The sequence below is a fragment of the Paenibacillus sp. JDR-2 genome (genome assembly GCF_000023585.1).
In the GTDB taxonomy this organism is placed as follows: domain Bacteria; phylum Bacillota; class Bacilli; order Paenibacillales; family Paenibacillaceae; genus Pristimantibacillus.
In genome coordinates this window covers 1731761-1748338 of record NC_012914.1, presented here as the reverse complement: position 1 = coordinate 1748338, position 16578 = coordinate 1731761, and the positions used below count along the sequence as shown (strand labels likewise).

Sequence of the window (16578 nt, the reverse complement as noted above, 5' to 3'; positions counted from 1 at the left end):
GATAATTCGATGTAAAGAGATTACAAGAGGTTGGACTACATAGTGATTTTAGCTAGCAAAGGGAATAAAAGATTCGGATTGAGTTTCATATAGCATAACCTGCATAAAAAAACCGCCTCCGAAGGTCAATCATGACCATCAGAGGCGGTTCTCTATTTACAGCGGTACATTCCATCCAAACGGGTACTGCGCAGATAGCTCAAGCGGCAGCGAGCCGGTTGGCTTCAACTCGCCGGTTAATACCTTGGCGGCTGATTCCAGAGCAAGCGGACGGCATTCGTATACGGCCAGATAGGCTTTCGCATCCGGATATACCTTCAGATCAAGCGGGTTGCGGACAGACACTGCAACCGTGCGGTCGCCTGCCAGCCTTATGACTTGCTCGGCGATCTCGCGCTCAATCGGATGTTTTGTCGCATCGTAAGTAACCACAACAATCTGCTCGAATGCATCCAGATCCGCAAGAGGATTTTCGCCTCTCATCAAACGCTCCTCAACCTGATCAAGCCGAACTTTCAGACAATCGCCAAGCGTACCGTCTCCCGATAACATCTCATCCGCAACGGATACCGGTTTGATATCCGGCCACAACACGAGAGTACGGGCTTCCCGGCGCAGCGGAAGCAGCGCGCCTTCATTTTTTACTAGAGTAGCAGAGGCTTCGCTCCACTTCCGTGCAACCGCTTGGTTGCCGGAGGTTGCAAGCTTTGGCTCAACCTCCTCCCAAGCCGCAAGAGGCATTTCGATCTCATAATCTTGTTTCAGCTGCATTACTCTGGCGAGCGATTCGTTAATCCGCTCCTCGGACAACTCGCCGTTCTCGACCGCAGCCACCACGGCTTCAAGCGCAGCCACCTGCTTTTCATACGTATGGCTGACGAGAATCATGTCCGCTCCGGCTTGAATGGCCTGTACCGCGCCATTCGCCGGACCGTAAAATCTATCGATGGCATCCATCTCGAGACAATCGGTGACGATAACCCCATTGTAGCCTAGTTCTTCACGCAGCAGACCGGTTAAAACCGGCTGAGACAAAGTCGAAGGCTTCCCTGATGGGTCGAGCGCCGGCAGGCAGACATGCGCCGTCATAATAGCCGCCGTTCCAGCCGCAATTGCCGCACGGAACGGTGCCAGCTCGATTGCATCCAGCCGCTCCCGGCTATGAGGCAGCACCGGCAAATCATGATGGGAGTCTACCGAGGTATCGCCGTGGCCCGGGAAATGTTTTACCGTTGCCGCTACCTTTGACGCCTGATAGCCCAGCAGGGCAGCTTTCCCCAGCTCACTGACAATTTGCGCCCGGTCGCCATAGGAACGGACATTAATAACCGGATTATCCGGGTTATTATTAACGTCGAGACATGGCGCATAGTTCATCGTAACGCCTAGCAAGCGAAGCTCCTCGCCGCATACGCGGGCTGTCTCGCCCGCTCCCTCAGCCGAACCCGTTGCTCCAAGCGCCATATTGCCGGGCATCAGCGTGACCCCGTTCACAATGCGGGCCACCATGCCGCCTTCCTGATCAATCGCGACAAGCATATTGGGCCGGCCGGCACGACCGGCAATGTTCTTCAGCGAGCTGGACAGCTGATGAACCTGCTTGGCATCGCGCACATTTCGTCCGAAATAGATTGTGCCGCCGATGCCATACTTTTCGATTAACGAAGTGATCTCTTCCGTAGGTTCATAGCCGTGAAATCCGAATACAAACAGCTGTCCGACCTTCTCCCTTAGCGACCAGCTGTTCCCATTATATTCTCCCATTACCTTCCCCTCTTTCCCCCGCTAATCTAGCTTTCCTGCTCCTCCTGAACCTGCTGATGCTTGCCCCGGTAATCCGTCGGGTTCTCTCCGGTATACTTCATAAAGACTTTCGTAAAATACCGCCGCTCCGCATAACCCACTTCCTTGGCGATCTGCGCAATGCTTTTCATCGTATCGGCGAGAAGCGATTTTGCCTTCTCCATCCGTTCGCGGGTCACGTATTCAATAAAGGTTTCGTTATAGGTTTGTTTGAACAGCAGACTAAAATAAGAGGTGCTTAAACCGACATGAGTTGCCGCTTCCTCTACGCTCAAATCCCGGTACAGGTTGCGGCCGAGAAACGATTTGGCTTCCGCCATGGAACGTTCGGACTGTTTTTTCTTATCCGTCGATTTCTCGGCAACGGCCTTTGTCACCTGCAAGATGACCGACAGCAGATCCTTAATGCCAAACCTGCGGTCGAGCTTCAGCCAGAGAAGATCCTCCTGCTCCCGTGAAAAAATCCCCATTTCCTTCGTCTCGCGCATCAGGTTAAGCACAAAGAAATGCAGCATCGGCTTAAAACGTCCGAGAGATGTCTCGTTCATCATCTGCAGCTGGGTAGTCAGATGCTTAAGCTCCTCGTCAACGACCGATGTGTCGCCTCGTTTGACAGCTCCTATCAGCTTCTCGGAAGTATCCCAGAAAGCCTGGTCTTCTCTCGAAGCCCCCGCACAATCATTCGGGTAGACGGAAATCTGCTCCTGTACCGGCGTAAGCTGCATGCCTTGCTGAACCATTTTGTACGCCTGCGACAATGCTTTGACATCCGCATAATCCCGGTAAATACCGGCATACAGCGATAATTTGACGTGATTTTTCACCGCCGTGAGCAAGAGCTCCGTCCACAGCGTAATTTGCTTCAAATTATAAGCTAACGTCGTCTCGCATTCGATAAGCACGCACCATTCGCCGTCTCGGATTTGGATAACCGCATGATGAAGACCGTTCTGCTGAAGCCTCTCCCGCAGCACATTACAGACCGCGAAGTTCCACAGCTTCCGCTCCTTATCCGACCATTCCCGCCAGTCCTTGGTCCGCTCCGAGCTGACGTCGAGATCAAGCACGATCAGGACATACTTCTTATCCAGCTCCTGCTCTTCCCCGGTAAACAGCCAGTTGCCGCTAGTGACCTCGGTATAGTCCATCAAAATATCGTATAAAACCTTCTCGCTCGCGAGGTCGATCATTCGGCCGATCTTCTGCTGCTCTTCGCTTTGCTGCTTCTTCTTCTGCCGTTGATTGGCCATTACCCGGGCAATAACTCCCGTTAATTCGTCATAAGGGATAGGCTTTAAGACATAATCCTTCACGCCGTATTGAATGGCTGCCCGGGTATAAGCGAAATCCTGATAGCCGGATAGCATAATGATGTCGCTTTCCGTTCCTTTTTCCCGAATATGCCTAACGAGCTCCAGCCCGTCCATAACCGGCATCCGAATATCGCATAGGACAAGATCAAACGATTCCGATTCCAGAAGCTCTAGAGCCTCCACCCCGTTTTTTGCTGTTCCGCCAACGGTTAAGCCAAGCATTTCCCATGGAATAACCTTCTCGAGATTTCGGGTAATGTGCGGTTCATCATCTACGAGCAATACTTTGCCGTTCATAATCGTTCACCTCTGTTCTTCGGAATGGTGCAGCGTATAACTGTGCCATATCCTTCTGCGCTGCAAATCCTTAATCCGTAAGATGGACCATAATGAATACGAAGGCGATCCGCCACATTGCGGAGCCCAAGTCCCCGCCGTTCTCCAAGCTCTGCGGCATTGCGCCGTTTCCCGCTTGGCAGCGGCTGTTCTCGTTCGGCGAATTTTTTGAGCGTCTGCTCGTTCATTCCATGTCCGTTATCGCTGACCAAAATAACAATCTGATGGGCTTCAACGGTAACCTCGATCGTGATCATACCCGCCCCGTCTTCCAGCCCTTCAAAGCCATGCTGAATGCTATTCTCAACAAGCGGCTGAAGCGTCAGCTTAAGAATCGAATATTCAAACGCCTCTTCCGATACGTTTAATTCATACGTAAATAAATCCTCGAATCTGTATTTCTGAATTTCCAAATAACTGCGGACATGCTCGATCTCCTGGCTGAGGAAAATCTCTTCGCTATGATGCATGCTTGTTCGAAGCAGGTTGCTGAGGCGCCGCACCATCATCATAATCTTCCCGCCTTCATTCTGGGCGGCTAGCGCATTAATGGATTCCAGCGTATTGAACAAGAAATGCGGCTTGATCTGTGCCTGCATCAGCATCATCTCGGCATGCTGCTTGCGCTCTTGCTCCGTACGCACTTCCGTGAGCAGATCGCCAATCCGCTGTACCATGCTGTTGAAGCTGTTGGCGAGAAGCACCGTCTCATCCTTGCCCTGCGCATTCACGCGGATATCGAGGAGACCCTGCTCAACGAGACGCATTTTACGGACGACCTTAATGATGCTTTTTGCTACCCGGTTCACGAAAAAGATATTAAACAGAATGGCCGACAGGATGCATAAGATCGTAATCATCCCAATCCATTGAACAAAACGTTCGTTTTCGTTCGTCAGCATATCCCATGATTTTACGGATACGAGCACCCAGTCGTTAAAGCCGAGATTATAAGAAGAGACAAGGCTGTCTTCTCCGTTAAAACGCAGTCTTGCGCTGGAATAATCAGCTGTATTTTGCGGTAAAGCACTGGAATATTCCGATATATTCGTTCCTTCGAAATGCTTGCCGCTGTCCAGCATGACAAGCCCTTCGGAGTTCACAATGACATATCTGGAATTGGGGCCTTCCGCTTCCGGATTGAGGAAGGTATTCAGCATGGAATAGACCTCTTCAGTCTTATATTGCGTGATCATAAGGCCAAGATCCGCAAGCGTTTCATAATCTTTGACAAGCCTGAGCTGGGTAAACAGAGGCGGCTCCACCCCTGTCAGTTCCTGATGCTCGTAAGGGCCAATCCATTTCGGACGGCCTCCCAATTTGATCGTTTCATTATATAAGGGCTGGTCCTTTAGCGCCTCGAAGGCAATCGGCCGGAACGTTGTCGGGTCATTGCGGAAGGCGCGGAACATCGTACCGTCCATCGCATACAGCACGACAAAACTGACAGCCGGATGCTGGAACAGAATCCGCTTCATTTCCTTCTCCGATTGGTTAATGGCAATCAGGGTGCTGGCATCATCGCTGGAATAATATTTCGAGTAATTCAGCGTATCCTGCACCTCGGAGCTCGTTAGATTACCGTCGGAGAGCTGATCAAGCTCCTTGAAGAAGTACTTGATATTCCCTCCGACGGCCTTGAGAGATATCTCGGTCTGCTCGCTGTACTTTTTCTCCAGCACGGATTCCGTATTAAGAAAAGACACGATGCCAAGTCCAATCATCGGAACCACAACCAGAAAAATAAAAGCAAGCATCAATTTCGGTCTCAAGTTCATCTAGCGGGCCCCTTCCGGTCATCCTCAGCCCTTCACGCTCCCCGCCGTCATGCCTTCGATAATTTGCTTCTGCAAGAAGAAGTACACAACAAGCACCGGAACAATACTCATAATGACTGCAGCCGATAATGCGGCAAAATTCGTACGGTAACCGTCATTAAAGCTGGCCATGCCCGTCGGCAGCGTGCGGAGCGATTCGGATGTTATAAATAATTGGGATAAAATGTATTCATTCCAGTTGCCGATAAAATTAAGAATCGTTACCGTAACGAGAGCGGGCAAGGAGATTGGCAATACAACCTTGACGAATAAGCCGCCGGCCGTAAGCCCGTCCATAATTCCCGCCTCTTCAAGCTCACCCGGAATAGATAACATAAATGCATAAATAATAAATACAGTTATGGGTAATGCATATGTGCAGTATACCAAAATAAGGCCAACATGCGAATTGTATAAATGGATGCCGCCAAGGCTCATTTGCTGAATCAAACGGTACAGCGGAATGAACAGCGCTCCCGGCGGGACAAGCAGGCCGAACAGGATAAACTGGTACACCGCTTTATTCATCCGGGAATATTTCATGCGGGACAAAGCAAAGGATGTCATTGCTGCAAAGAGCAGCGTTACAAGACAAGCGATAACCGTAACTTTAACGCTGTTTAAGGCGTATAAACCGATTTTTGCCGTTTCCCAGGCTTGCCGGTAGTTGTCAAAGTTGAAATGCTTCGGGAATGCCCAAGTATTAACCGTAATCTCGCGGCTCGTCTTGAAAGAGGACATTAGCAGCCACACGAGCGGGAATAGCGTTGCGATAATGTACGCGATCAAGGAAAAATGAATCCAGAACTTCCCTCTGCGCAGGCCTGTAATTGCTGCATTCATCAGTACTGCACCTCCTCATGCTTCGTCAGTTTTTGCAGAATGCCCGTAAGCACGAGAATCAGAATAAACATCGTAACGCCAATCGAACTGCCGTATCCAAGCTCCATCGAGCGGAAGCCAACCTTCAGCATGTACGTGGACATAACTTCGGTCGATTGGAAAGGACCGCCGTTCGTCATAATCTGAACGATATCAAGCACTTTCATCGTGCCCGATACCGTGAGGAGCAGCATAACGAACAACACGGGGCGGATCAGCGGAAGCGTAATAAGCCAAGTCTCGCTCCAGCCATTGACGCCATCAATTTTGGAGGCTTCGACAATCTCCTTCGGAATGTTCAGAATCGCAGCCAGACATAGGACGATAAAGAAGCCGATATTCTGCCAGGCGTTTGCAATCAGAATCGAGAGCATCGCGAGCTTTGGATCCGACAGCCATTCGCGTGCCCAGCTGTCCGGCGCGACCAGACGGATGAATTGATTGATAAGTCCCGAATCGTAGTTGTACAACACGCCAAACAATATAGCGACCGTTGCCGTCGAGATAACGACGGGAACAAACACGGCCGACTTGTAAAAGTCACGCATACGGCCTACCTTACTGATCAGAATCGAGATAAGGAAGACGAGCGGAATATTCACAATCAGGGAGAACGCCATAAAGTAGAAATTGTTCGTAAGCGACTTCAAGAATACATGGTCTTTCCACAACCGGGTGAAATTGTCCAGGCCGATGAACACCTTTTGCGTAATACCGTCCCATTGAAAAAATCCGTAAACAAACGATACGATAACCGGATATACAAAAAACAAAGCATACAATACAAGCGTTGGTAAGATGAACGCGATATAAGTATACGGATTTCTGAGAGCCTTGTTCATAACTTCGCCTCCTGCTTCCTTTAAAAAACCTTTTATCGAAGCCATTCGAAGATGAGCGACCGCGATTAGAGGTGGGTTTCTGTAAAAAAGCTAAGGTTCGCAGAAAACCTTAGCTTTTTCCCATTCCTATTTCCCTTGCCAGTGAAGTTGTTTTAAAAATGGATCTTCTCGCGACGTCATAGCGGAGCGGAAGTATCATTCTGGAGAAAAGTTTATGCTTCCGAAGTAGCTTTCTTTCAGAAAGCTTTTAACGTTCGCTTTTGCCATCCGAAATTTCATCCGCTGAAGCGGATTCTAATGAAGAAATTCGGTGGCAATGGCGATCGGAAGAATGATACTTCCGCGCAGCGGTCATCATGCGATTCGATCTATTCTAATCCTTACTTCGCAGCAGCGTTCGCCTTATCTTGTGCGGCCTGAATATCCTTAGCAACCTTCTCAGGCTTGCTCACCTTACCGATCAGCTCTTGCAGGCCTACGTTTACAACAGCGCCTACGGCAGGTTGAACGATAGCGTCATAAGCTTTCCAGGAAGTCGAAGCGTTAGCCATAACCGTCAGCACTTCAGAAATCAGCGGATCTACGCCGGACAGGTCGGACAGCTTCATGGAAGGAAGAACCTTGTCTTCGAGAAGCGTGCGTTTTTGGATCTCTTCGTTGAAGAAGTTAGTGATAAATTTCTTAACCATTGCAATTTGATCTTCATTCAGGTTAGCCGAGAAGCCAAAGCCGTTCGAGTACGATGCATTGATCGACGTTTGGTCGCCTGCTCCCCCTGCGATCGAAGGGAAGTTGAAGTAGCCGATTTGGCCTTTCAGGTCGCCAGCTTCGTCGCCTGTGAAGCGGTTAGCATCCCAAGTGCCTGTGAATACCATGGCTGCTTTGCCGGACAGGAGCTGCGCGCCTTGATCCGCATAAGCAAGACCTAGTGCACCTTTCGTGAAGTAGTCTTTGTTTACAAGCGTTGCGTAGTCCGTGAAGCCTTTGACAAAGCCTTCATCCGTCCATTTGGTTTCGCCGGTAACAAGTTTGTTGATCGCATCGATGCCTACGTTACGCTCCATAACGGTGTTCCAGAGCATGCCGTTAACCCAGCCGTCTTTTGCTGCCAGACCAAGCGGCGTGATGCCTGCTGCTTTGATTTTGTCGGCTGTTTCGAGCAGTTGATCCCAGCTTGTCGGAACGGAGAGACCAAGATCGGAGAAGATTTTCTTATTGTAGAAAATACCTTCCGAATAGCCGCCGAATGGCAAGCCGTATACTTTACCGTCAACCGTGAACTCGTCAAGGCTGGCGAATTTGTCTTTAATGCCAAGCTCTTCGATGATTGGCGTCAAGTCGAGCATGCGTCCTGCTTTTACATACAGGTTCAGGTCGGCGCCGCCGAACACTTCGAAGATATCAGGCGGGTTGCCTGCCGTCATTTCCGCTTTCAGCTTTTGGTCGCGGTTGACAACTTCGTCGATGCCTTCCAGCTTGAAGGTCAGGCCCGGATTCTCATCCTGCGTTTTCTTAACAACATCCTCGAGAATTTTCAACCGGTTTTTGCTCGTCTCTTTAATTTGCGTATGGCGCAGGGACAACGTTACGTTTTTCGCTTCCGGAGTAGGGGTTGCTTCTGTTGTAGCTGCTGGCTCTTGCGAAGCTTCTGTGCTTGCAGGAGTCTTATTGCCGCCGTTATTATTGTCCGATCCGCAGGCCGAAGCGACCATGGTGAATGCAGCAAGCAAAGTGGCGGTGAGCAAAGTACTTTTTTTCATTTAAGAAGACCTCCTCGATATGATCTTGCTTGTTTGCCTTGCACCCTTATTATAGATTCAATAATTCCTTGCTCGGGAGGTCGAAAATAAGCCCGATGAGGGATACAATTCTATTATTTTTCGAAACAGGGATAAAAAAACACAGCTTCTCGGGTTACTATTACCGACAAGCTGTGTAATGATAAATCACCTATTACTTACGCATATCCTCAATGTGGGCTCGGATTGCCTTATAAAAGGCTCTCCATTCTTCATTTCCTTGCTCATCAGAACCTGACGTATCCGGCTCGGTGCTCCCCTGATCCGGCTGATCAGGTCCAGGGGATCCGGTGTGCCGCTCACTCATCGCTTTAGCCCACTTGTCCTTTTCTCCAGACATTTATCCCCCTCATCCCTTCAGCCAGTTTTTGCGAAGCGCGAACAGCTCCTTCAGCTCATCCGTAGACAGCTCGGTAATCCATTGCTCGGACTGCCCAACGACCTGCTCGTTCAGCTGCTGCTTCCGGTCAATCATCTCGTCGATTTTTTCCTCAAGCGTGCCAAGCGTAATAAACTTATGGACCTGTACCTGCTTCGTCTGGCCAATCCGGAAAGCACGGTCTGTCGCCTGATTCTCGACCGCCGGATTCCACCAACGGTCGAAATGGAAGACGTGATTCGCCGCCGTCAAGTTAAGGCCGGTACCACCGGCTTTAAGCGACAGTACAAATGCGCAGCATGGCTCCTCCGGGTTCTGGAACTTGTCGATCATATCGTCCCGCTTGGCCTTAGGCACACCGCCATGCAAATACGGAACCGGAAGTCCCAGCCGTTCTTCCAGAAGCTTCTTAAGCTGCTCGCCCATATCCACAAACTGGGTAAAAATCAAGCAGCGTTCGCCTTCGGATGCAATTTCCTCTACCATCTCCAGCAATCGCGCTACCTTGTTCGATCGGCTCTCATCCCACTGCTGCTGAAGCTCGCGTTCTTCGTTCAGCATAGCCGGATGATCGCATAGCTGCTTCAGTCTCGTAAGCGAAGCCAGAATTAAGCCCCGGCGCTGCATCGGACCTAGCTTATCCAGCTTCTCGAGCAGATCGGCAACGATATTCTCGTAGATCGCCCCTTGCTCTGTCGTTAAGGTCAAATAAGTTTTTGCTTCATTCTTTTCGGGCAGCGACAGCTGAATCGCGGGATCCTTCTTCACCCTGCGGAGCATAAACGGCTTCACCCAACGCTGAAGGCCGCTGATGACTTGTTCGTCACGGGTGCGTTCAATTGGCAGTACAATCGCTTTGCGGAACTCGCCCATGCTGCCCAGGTATCCCGGATTAATAAAATCATAGATCGACCAAAGCTCGGTCAGCCGGTTTTCCATCGGGGTACCGGTCAGCGCGATCCGGTGATTGGCCGGCAGTGCGCGGATCGCAGCAGATTGCTTCGTGTATACGTTTTTTATGTTTTGCGCTTCATCCAGACAGAGAGCATCCCATTCGATCTGACTCAGCTCTTCTTCATCAATTTGGGCAAGAGAATAAGACGTGATGACAATATCGGCACCTGCAACCGCTTCTTGAAGCGCCTCGCCTTTTTCCCTTTTTGGGCCGTAATGGAGATACGCCGCAAGAGTTGGGGCGAACTTCTCCAGCTCCTTCTCCCAGTTGCCGATAACGGAAGTCGGACAAATCAGAAGAGAAGGTCCAAGACTATTGCTGCTGTGCTCCTTCACATAGGAGAGATAAGCCATGAACTGAATCGTCTTGCCAAGACCCATATCATCGGCAAGCACGCCGCCAAGGCCGAATCTCCGGAGGAACAGCAGCCAGGAAACCCCCTGCTGCTGGTACGGACGAAGAGAACCTAGGAAGCTGCCTGGTATATCGACCAGAGGGATTTCAGCCGTATGCTGAAGCTGCTCGAGCCATCTCGTCAGATGATCGTTCAGCTCAACCTCTGCCCGCAGCGCGATGGAAGCATCATCTCCGTCTTCCATAACGGTGCCGCCGAGCAAATGCATCTCCATCACATCGCGGAACGACAGCCCTTTGCGCTTGCCGACCCGCTTGATCCAGTCGCGAATCTGAGCAACATCCTGCGGATCGAGATGAACCCATTCGCCGCCGATATTCATGAGCCTCCGGTTTTCTTCGGCAAGCCGCATGAACTCGGACTCCGACAGATCGACATTTCCAAGTGCCATCTTCCAATCGAACTGCACAATCTGGTCCAGGCCAAACATCGGCTGCGCGTCGGAGCCAACCGAAGATTTCATTTTTGCTTTCAGCCTTAAGCGGCGGGAGCGCACAGCTTCCCACCAGCTTGGCAAGAGAACCGGGCAGCCTGCTTCCAGCAGCTGCAGGCTCGCTTTCTCCATAAAGAACCAGGCATCGTTATCCGTAAGCTGTCTGCGCAGCTTCTCCGGATCAGCTTCATCCATCCAGTCCGGCAGGACAGCAAGCCATTTGCCGTGCTCCTTCGCCAGTCTAGCATCCAAATGCGGCACCCAGTCCGCGGGCAGCGGACCGTCCTGCTCGAACAAGACTTGCCATTGCCCTTTCGCATGGACAACGGGGATCCATGATCCGCCGTTTCGGTCCTGCAGCGCGGGACGAAGCTGCCAGCTTGCGCCTTCCACAGGCTCCGCGAGCTGCAGAGCAACCTTAAAAGGCATCGTATCCTTATGAAGACCAAGCGCAATCAGCCAGTCCTCTTCATCGGCGGCCTTATGAAGAAGTACGGATTCCCCGCCTGCCGCTGCGGCAATTTTGCGCCACGCCGCCGCGGCAGGACCGTTCTGCGCCAAAACCTCTTCAACCGCCTCGCTTAACCACTGATCCGCACCGTTTATCCCGGTCTCCCTTATAAGCTGCTGCCATTCCGCGGCAAAAGCAGCCTGTTCCGCCGGAACCTCCAGCCGCCACGCGCGCCGGTGCTCCGACCATCTGCCCCAGTCCGGCTGAAACCATCCCTCAAGCAGCACCTCCCGGAGCTTGCCTGCCATACGCATCAAGGCTTGCAGCCGATCCGTCCATTCCACTTGCAGAAGCCGGACAGGACGCGGCGAGGACAAGTAATCAACAGCAAGCAGGGGAGGCAGCTTAAGCGCCTTCCCCATTTCCGAATCAATGTCCTCAACCTCCGCGCCATACCAAGAGGCTTGATGCCAGGCAAAGAGCACCTGCTTCAGCCTTGCCGGACTGTCCCCCCGGTCTGCCGCCGCGAGTATGATTGCACTGTCTTCCTCCTTGTCGCCTTGCTTCCAGTAACCGTCCACGAGTAACGTCCGAGCGCCGATGAATGTTTTCATGTTACGATTTTTCCTTTCCACAGCTCTTCCTGAAACGCGCGAAGCCGTTGATACTTGCTTGCGATTCCTTCAATGTAACGCTCCCATTTATCCGCATGCTTATCGGCCTTATACAGCCTCTCAAGCTTCTTAAGCTCTTTCACCGCAAGGCGGTAGCCCTGCCGGTTGCGCGAATTAATTGCCTCTTCAATCGACTGATGATAGAGGGGGATCATGACGCTTGGAGCTGCTTTCGAAACCTCACGCACATTCTGAATGCCAAGATCATCCGGCTTCATGCCGATCAGAAGCTGAAGATCCGCCCATTCCTCGTACTTTTGTACGGCCAGCCAATGATCCGACAAATCCGCATAGGAATGCGGAAGAAGCTCTACCATATACCCGGTCCAGCGCGGTTCATCCGGCTGATCCGTATCGGCTCTCCGGCACAAGGTCATAAACGGTCCAATGGTTCTCGCATTTTTCACCTTGGAAATATGGTCGTACAGGAAACTCATCCAGTGGCTGATCAGTCCCCAATCCCCTTCCTCAAGCCGCTGCGCGACACAAGGATAGATCACCTTCTGCGAGCGCTGGAAATCCGTCTTGCCGAAATGCGCCAGCGCCTCTTCGTCCTTGCGCCCGAAGAAACAGAGCATCGCCGCTGCCGTATGCACAAAGGTCCGATTAACCGGCTCTTCCGAATCCCGGAGTTCTTCCTTCCTCATGACATCCAGCTCATGCTCATACCAAGCGGCATCCGTCGCCATTCGCTCGCAAATCGCCAAATAGATATAGGTCCAGTCAAACAGCTGCTGCTCATTTTTCACGGCTCTGCCCTTTGCATAACCGGCAACGTAATCCACCCAGCTGCGGTCATGGCCGGTAACCTCCGAAGGTTCCAGCTCAAGAGCCAGCGTATAATAATGTTCTACCCATGGCTCCGCCATGCGCAAAAACGACATTTCATGATAATAACGGCTGAACGTATCTACCGTCTTGATTGCCTGCTCCGCCTGGTCGAGCACAAACAGGATGACGCTCATCCAGTGCAGCCTCTGACTCTTTTTGTCCCAATGCTTCGTTGTTCCCTTAAGCGCGGACAGCACCGGCTGCAGGGCATGAAGCGAATGCCGGCAGCTTCGCCAGGTTTCACCGTATTCGGCGTCCATCCACAATCCCCATTCTTCCGGAGAAGCATCATCGGATGGCTGGACATGACGGCCGCTAAACTTCGGTACGCTTACGGTAACCGTGCTACGCTGCTTCTGGTCACCACCCGTAATCCGGTCGTAGGCCTCTTTGGCTGCCGTCTCGCCGTCTAAGCTGTGGCAATATGCGAAATAAACAGCGGCCATATGTTTGCAATAATCATTAAAAGGACAAGTGCATTTGCTGTATCGAAAATGGTCTGAATCAAGCAAAACCGAATAAACGTCAGACCCCTGTACGGCGCCGTATAACGTATCCTCGTCTGCCTGCTTGACGTTCAGCACCTGGCCGCTCCGATAATAATCCCATCCGCGGCGAATGATCTCTTCGTTCAAATGCTGCCCCAGACTGTGTTCAAGCGCTGTATGAAGCTTATCATCAAGACTTGCCAAGTTCGTTCACCTGCCCTCTTTCCGTTCACCTAGCATCTTATTAGTATACCACAAAAAATGCGCCCTCTGAAAAGACAAAAGCAGCCCATTTCACTTCGTTAAAAGTGAACGGGCTGCCAAGCGAACAAATGTTATTAGTGCGGGATACGGATAAAGAAGGTAATTCGGTCTTCAACTTCAGCATGAATCTGTACAGTTCCTTTATACTGCTCGGTAATGGATTTGACGGTAAACAAGCCAAGTCCCTGATGGGCATCATCCTTGGTGGAGAAGCCGGCGTCAAAGAGAGGCTTTTCCGTAACCTCCCGCGCATTCGAGCAAGTATTAGTGATGCAGAACTCGATGAAACCTTCTGCCTGATTGCCTGTCAGTTCAACCATGCGGCATTCTTCGGGATACTTCATAACCTCGTCAAAAGCGTTATCGATCAAATTGCCGAGCATCCGGTTCACATCCAGTGTCTTAATCCCCATCTCCAGACGATTAAGCCCGCTGAAGGAGCAGGTGAAAACGATCCGGTAGCTTTCCGCCTGCGAGATTTTCGAGCGGATCAATGCCGCAATTGCCGGGTTCCCGATATTAATAATATCGTTCATCAGCCGGATCTCGCCGGTCAGCTCTTTCGTATACGCGACAAGCTCCCTCGATTTGTTCAGCTCCGCAAGAGAATGAATGGTCTGGACATGGTTCAGGAAATCATGCCTCTGGGCGCGGATGGACTGGAACATGCTGTTGATCTCGTCTGCGTACGTCTGCTGAGTCACCACGACTACCTTCTCGCGCGTCTGCCGGAAATATCGCATCGCGAAAGCAGCGATCAGCAGACTAATGCCCGTTACGAGGAATATGACAATCCCGATGTTCAGAAATTGGCTGTCGAGCCTGTCCTGAATGACCTGATAATCGGACACAAGAGAAAGCACATAACCGTGGATCGGCGTCCCGTTCTCGTCAACCAGGTTAATTCCCGGGCCCGTCGAGACCGGAATAAACATTTTGAGTACATGCTTGCCGTCGATATTTTCTTTTGCAGAGACGCTCTTGCCGGTATTAAAAGCTTTCTTCACATAGTCGACATCTTTGTCTCCCTTGTAACGGTACGTTCCATAGAAGATATCCTTCTGCAGCAAATGTCCCTGGACTTCGCCCACTTCGTTTATCGTATCAAAGGAGCCTTTGCCAAACGTCGTAGGGTTAAATACCGTCGCTTCAAGCAAGGAGTCGCTGCTTCCGATCGATTTGTTGATGAGCTCGTTGATGCCCGTCAGCTTCTCGTATTCGGCGAGTGTCGTATAGTTGACGTACGGATCGATAATATAGTTCGTTGTTCCGTCGTAGTAATAACCCCATTTGTAAATGCTGTCGGGATCCGTTGAAGCCACCTCGAACGGCCCGCTCCAGAAGTTCGGAAGCGTCTGGCCCAGCCAGTCGATCCTGACCTCGTGCTGGTCGAACAGCTGATTAAAGGCGACATACCAGGGATCCCAGGTTTTTGTCCCTTTGCCCAGCTCGTTCACGTCCGAGGACTTATACAGGATAATATTATCTTTCGTCCGCTTCATCAGCGTGATATGTTCGACCCCCAGCTTGGCGCTTAATTCCTTCAGCTGGTCGTTCGTTACCTTCTCAACGTCCGGATCCAGCGCGTACTGCGCCGCGATCGATACGACCCGGAGCTCCTTGCCGATCTGCTCCTGGAACTTTTCGGCTCCAAGCCTCGATTGCTCAACGGAAAATTCAATTTGCTTCGCAACAGCCCGCATCTCATGGTTTAGCGCATCTTCCAACGTTTTTTTAGTCAGAAAATAATAAGCGGCATTGCTTAATAAAACGATGATAACGCTCAAGCTAATCGCCATGAGCCAGATATTGCGCGGCATATGATGCTCCTTTAAGCTCTCGTAATGTAATTCGATTATGGATGATTTTCACGGAAACAACAATACGGCATGCGGCAAAATAAACAAGCAGTTCTTTCCATCACCCGCGGGTCTTCCGAATGAACAAACGGAGCGCCCATTTGCGCTCGACCCGCTTTTTGTAGCGCGGCAGCGAGCGGTAAATCCGAAGCCCTTCCGAAACAGCCTCCATCGCGTCCTCTTTGCGGCTCATCTGCTCGTAAATATCCGCAAGCCGGTAGTAAGCTTCGCAGGAAGACGAATGAATCTCCTGAAAGGCTTCGATATAAGAGAGTGCTCTTTCCGCATCCAGCTTCGAATAATAGCTAGCCAGCCTCAAATAAGGAGCGCCGTATTTCACTCTTGGATTAAGCAGCAGCGCCTTGCTCATGGCAGCTTCGCCGGCTTCCGGTTGTCCGGTTTGCATCTGGCAAAGGCCAAGATCATCCCAATATTCGGCGGAATCGTCGAGCATCCGCTCCAGCGGCTCAAGCAGATTCAGCGCTTCCCGGTATTTCTTCTTCTCAATCAGAATTCGGGCAATTTCTACTTTGGCGGATGTATCGTTAGGAGATTGGGCGATATGCTTCTTCAGCTTGCTTAAACGCGAGGATCGGCGAATCGGCTTCAAAAGGCTTGGGGTTAGACCGATAAACCGGCGGTCGATGACGTAAACGATAAATAACAGAGCAATTATGGCGATAATGGGATTACCGAACAACCAAGTAAAGAAAACAAATAATAAAAAGAGTTTTCCCATGGGACCCTCCTAATAAGAATTGCTGGGTTTTGCGTCATTTTGTGTCGATTTTTGCTTTGTTTATGCGTATTATAAGGTATATTTTGGTGAAATATGTGTTTAATAATAGTAGCATAACCCTATCATCTTGAGAAATAGATTTCATCGATAACCTTATCTCTAGAAAGCATTAAAGGCCTGTTACAGGATATTCCTCGAGTGGTCCAATTACCATTAAAAATCGGCGGAATGATGATTATAACACGAAAAAAAGAGCTGTCTATACAACCTTTTTGAAAGGCTGTACAAACAGCTCCGT

10 protein-coding genes are annotated in these 16578 nt (G+C 50.8%); all 10 read right to left on the bottom strand.

Features of this window, described 5'->3' with window-relative positions; translation table 11 throughout:
- Nucleotides 1-156: 156 nt before the first annotated feature.
- The 10 genes from PJDR2_RS07590 to PJDR2_RS07540 all read right to left on the bottom strand — a co-directional run bounded on the left by PJDR2_RS07590 (nucleotide 157) and on the right by PJDR2_RS07540 (nucleotide 16280).
- The gene (locus PJDR2_RS07590) at nucleotides 157-1764 is read right to left on the bottom strand and encodes a glycoside hydrolase family 3 protein (RefSeq protein WP_015843080.1); all 1608 of its coding nucleotides are present in this window, start codon (nucleotides 1762-1764) and stop codon (nucleotides 157-159) included.
- 26 nt (nucleotides 1765-1790) lie between these two features.
- Nucleotides 1791-3413, bottom strand: coding sequence for a response regulator transcription factor (locus PJDR2_RS07585; RefSeq protein WP_015843079.1), 1623 nt, complete (start codon nucleotides 3411-3413; stop codon nucleotides 1791-1793).
- Entirely contained in the window at nucleotides 3410-5230 is a 1821-nt protein-coding gene (locus PJDR2_RS07580) for a cache domain-containing sensor histidine kinase (RefSeq protein ID WP_015843078.1), read from the bottom strand. Before PJDR2_RS07580 ends, PJDR2_RS07585 begins: the two co-directional genes overlap by 4 nt.
- A 24-nt stretch (nucleotides 5231-5254) precedes the next feature.
- Nucleotides 5255-6112, bottom strand: a complete 858-nt coding sequence (locus PJDR2_RS07575; RefSeq protein ID WP_015843077.1) for a carbohydrate ABC transporter permease — start codon at nucleotides 6110-6112, stop codon at nucleotides 5255-5257.
- Nucleotides 6112-6993 carry a carbohydrate ABC transporter permease gene (locus PJDR2_RS07570; RefSeq protein ID WP_015843076.1) on the bottom strand — a complete coding sequence of 294 codons (882 nt, stop codon included), beginning with the start codon at nucleotides 6991-6993 and terminating at the stop codon, nucleotides 6112-6114. Before PJDR2_RS07570 ends, PJDR2_RS07575 begins: the two co-directional genes overlap by 1 nt.
- A gap of 380 nt (nucleotides 6994-7373) precedes the next feature.
- A complete protein-coding gene (locus tag PJDR2_RS07565; protein WP_015843075.1) occupies nucleotides 7374-8753 on the bottom strand; it encodes an ABC transporter substrate-binding protein in 1380 nt (459 codons plus the stop codon).
- Nucleotides 8754-9141: 388 nt separating this feature from the next.
- Nucleotides 9142-12039 (bottom strand): DEAD/DEAH box helicase, encoded by a 2898-nt coding sequence (locus PJDR2_RS07555; RefSeq protein ID WP_015843073.1) that lies wholly within the window; start codon nucleotides 12037-12039, stop codon nucleotides 9142-9144.
- Entirely contained in the window at nucleotides 12036-13622 is a 1587-nt protein-coding gene (locus tag PJDR2_RS07550) for an SWIM zinc finger family protein (RefSeq protein ID WP_015843072.1), read from the bottom strand. The genes PJDR2_RS07555 and PJDR2_RS07550 overlap by 4 nt, the downstream gene beginning before the upstream one ends.
- 134 nt (nucleotides 13623-13756) lie before the next feature.
- On the bottom strand, nucleotides 13757-15502 hold the full coding sequence (locus PJDR2_RS07545) for a sensor histidine kinase (protein WP_015843071.1): 1746 nt from the start codon (nucleotides 15500-15502) through the stop codon (nucleotides 13757-13759).
- Between the two features lie 100 nt (nucleotides 15503-15602).
- The gene (locus PJDR2_RS07540) at nucleotides 15603-16280 is read right to left on the bottom strand and encodes a tetratricopeptide repeat protein (protein WP_015843070.1); all 678 of its coding nucleotides are present in this window, start codon (nucleotides 16278-16280) and stop codon (nucleotides 15603-15605) included.
- Nucleotides 16281-16578 lie beyond the last annotated feature (298 nt).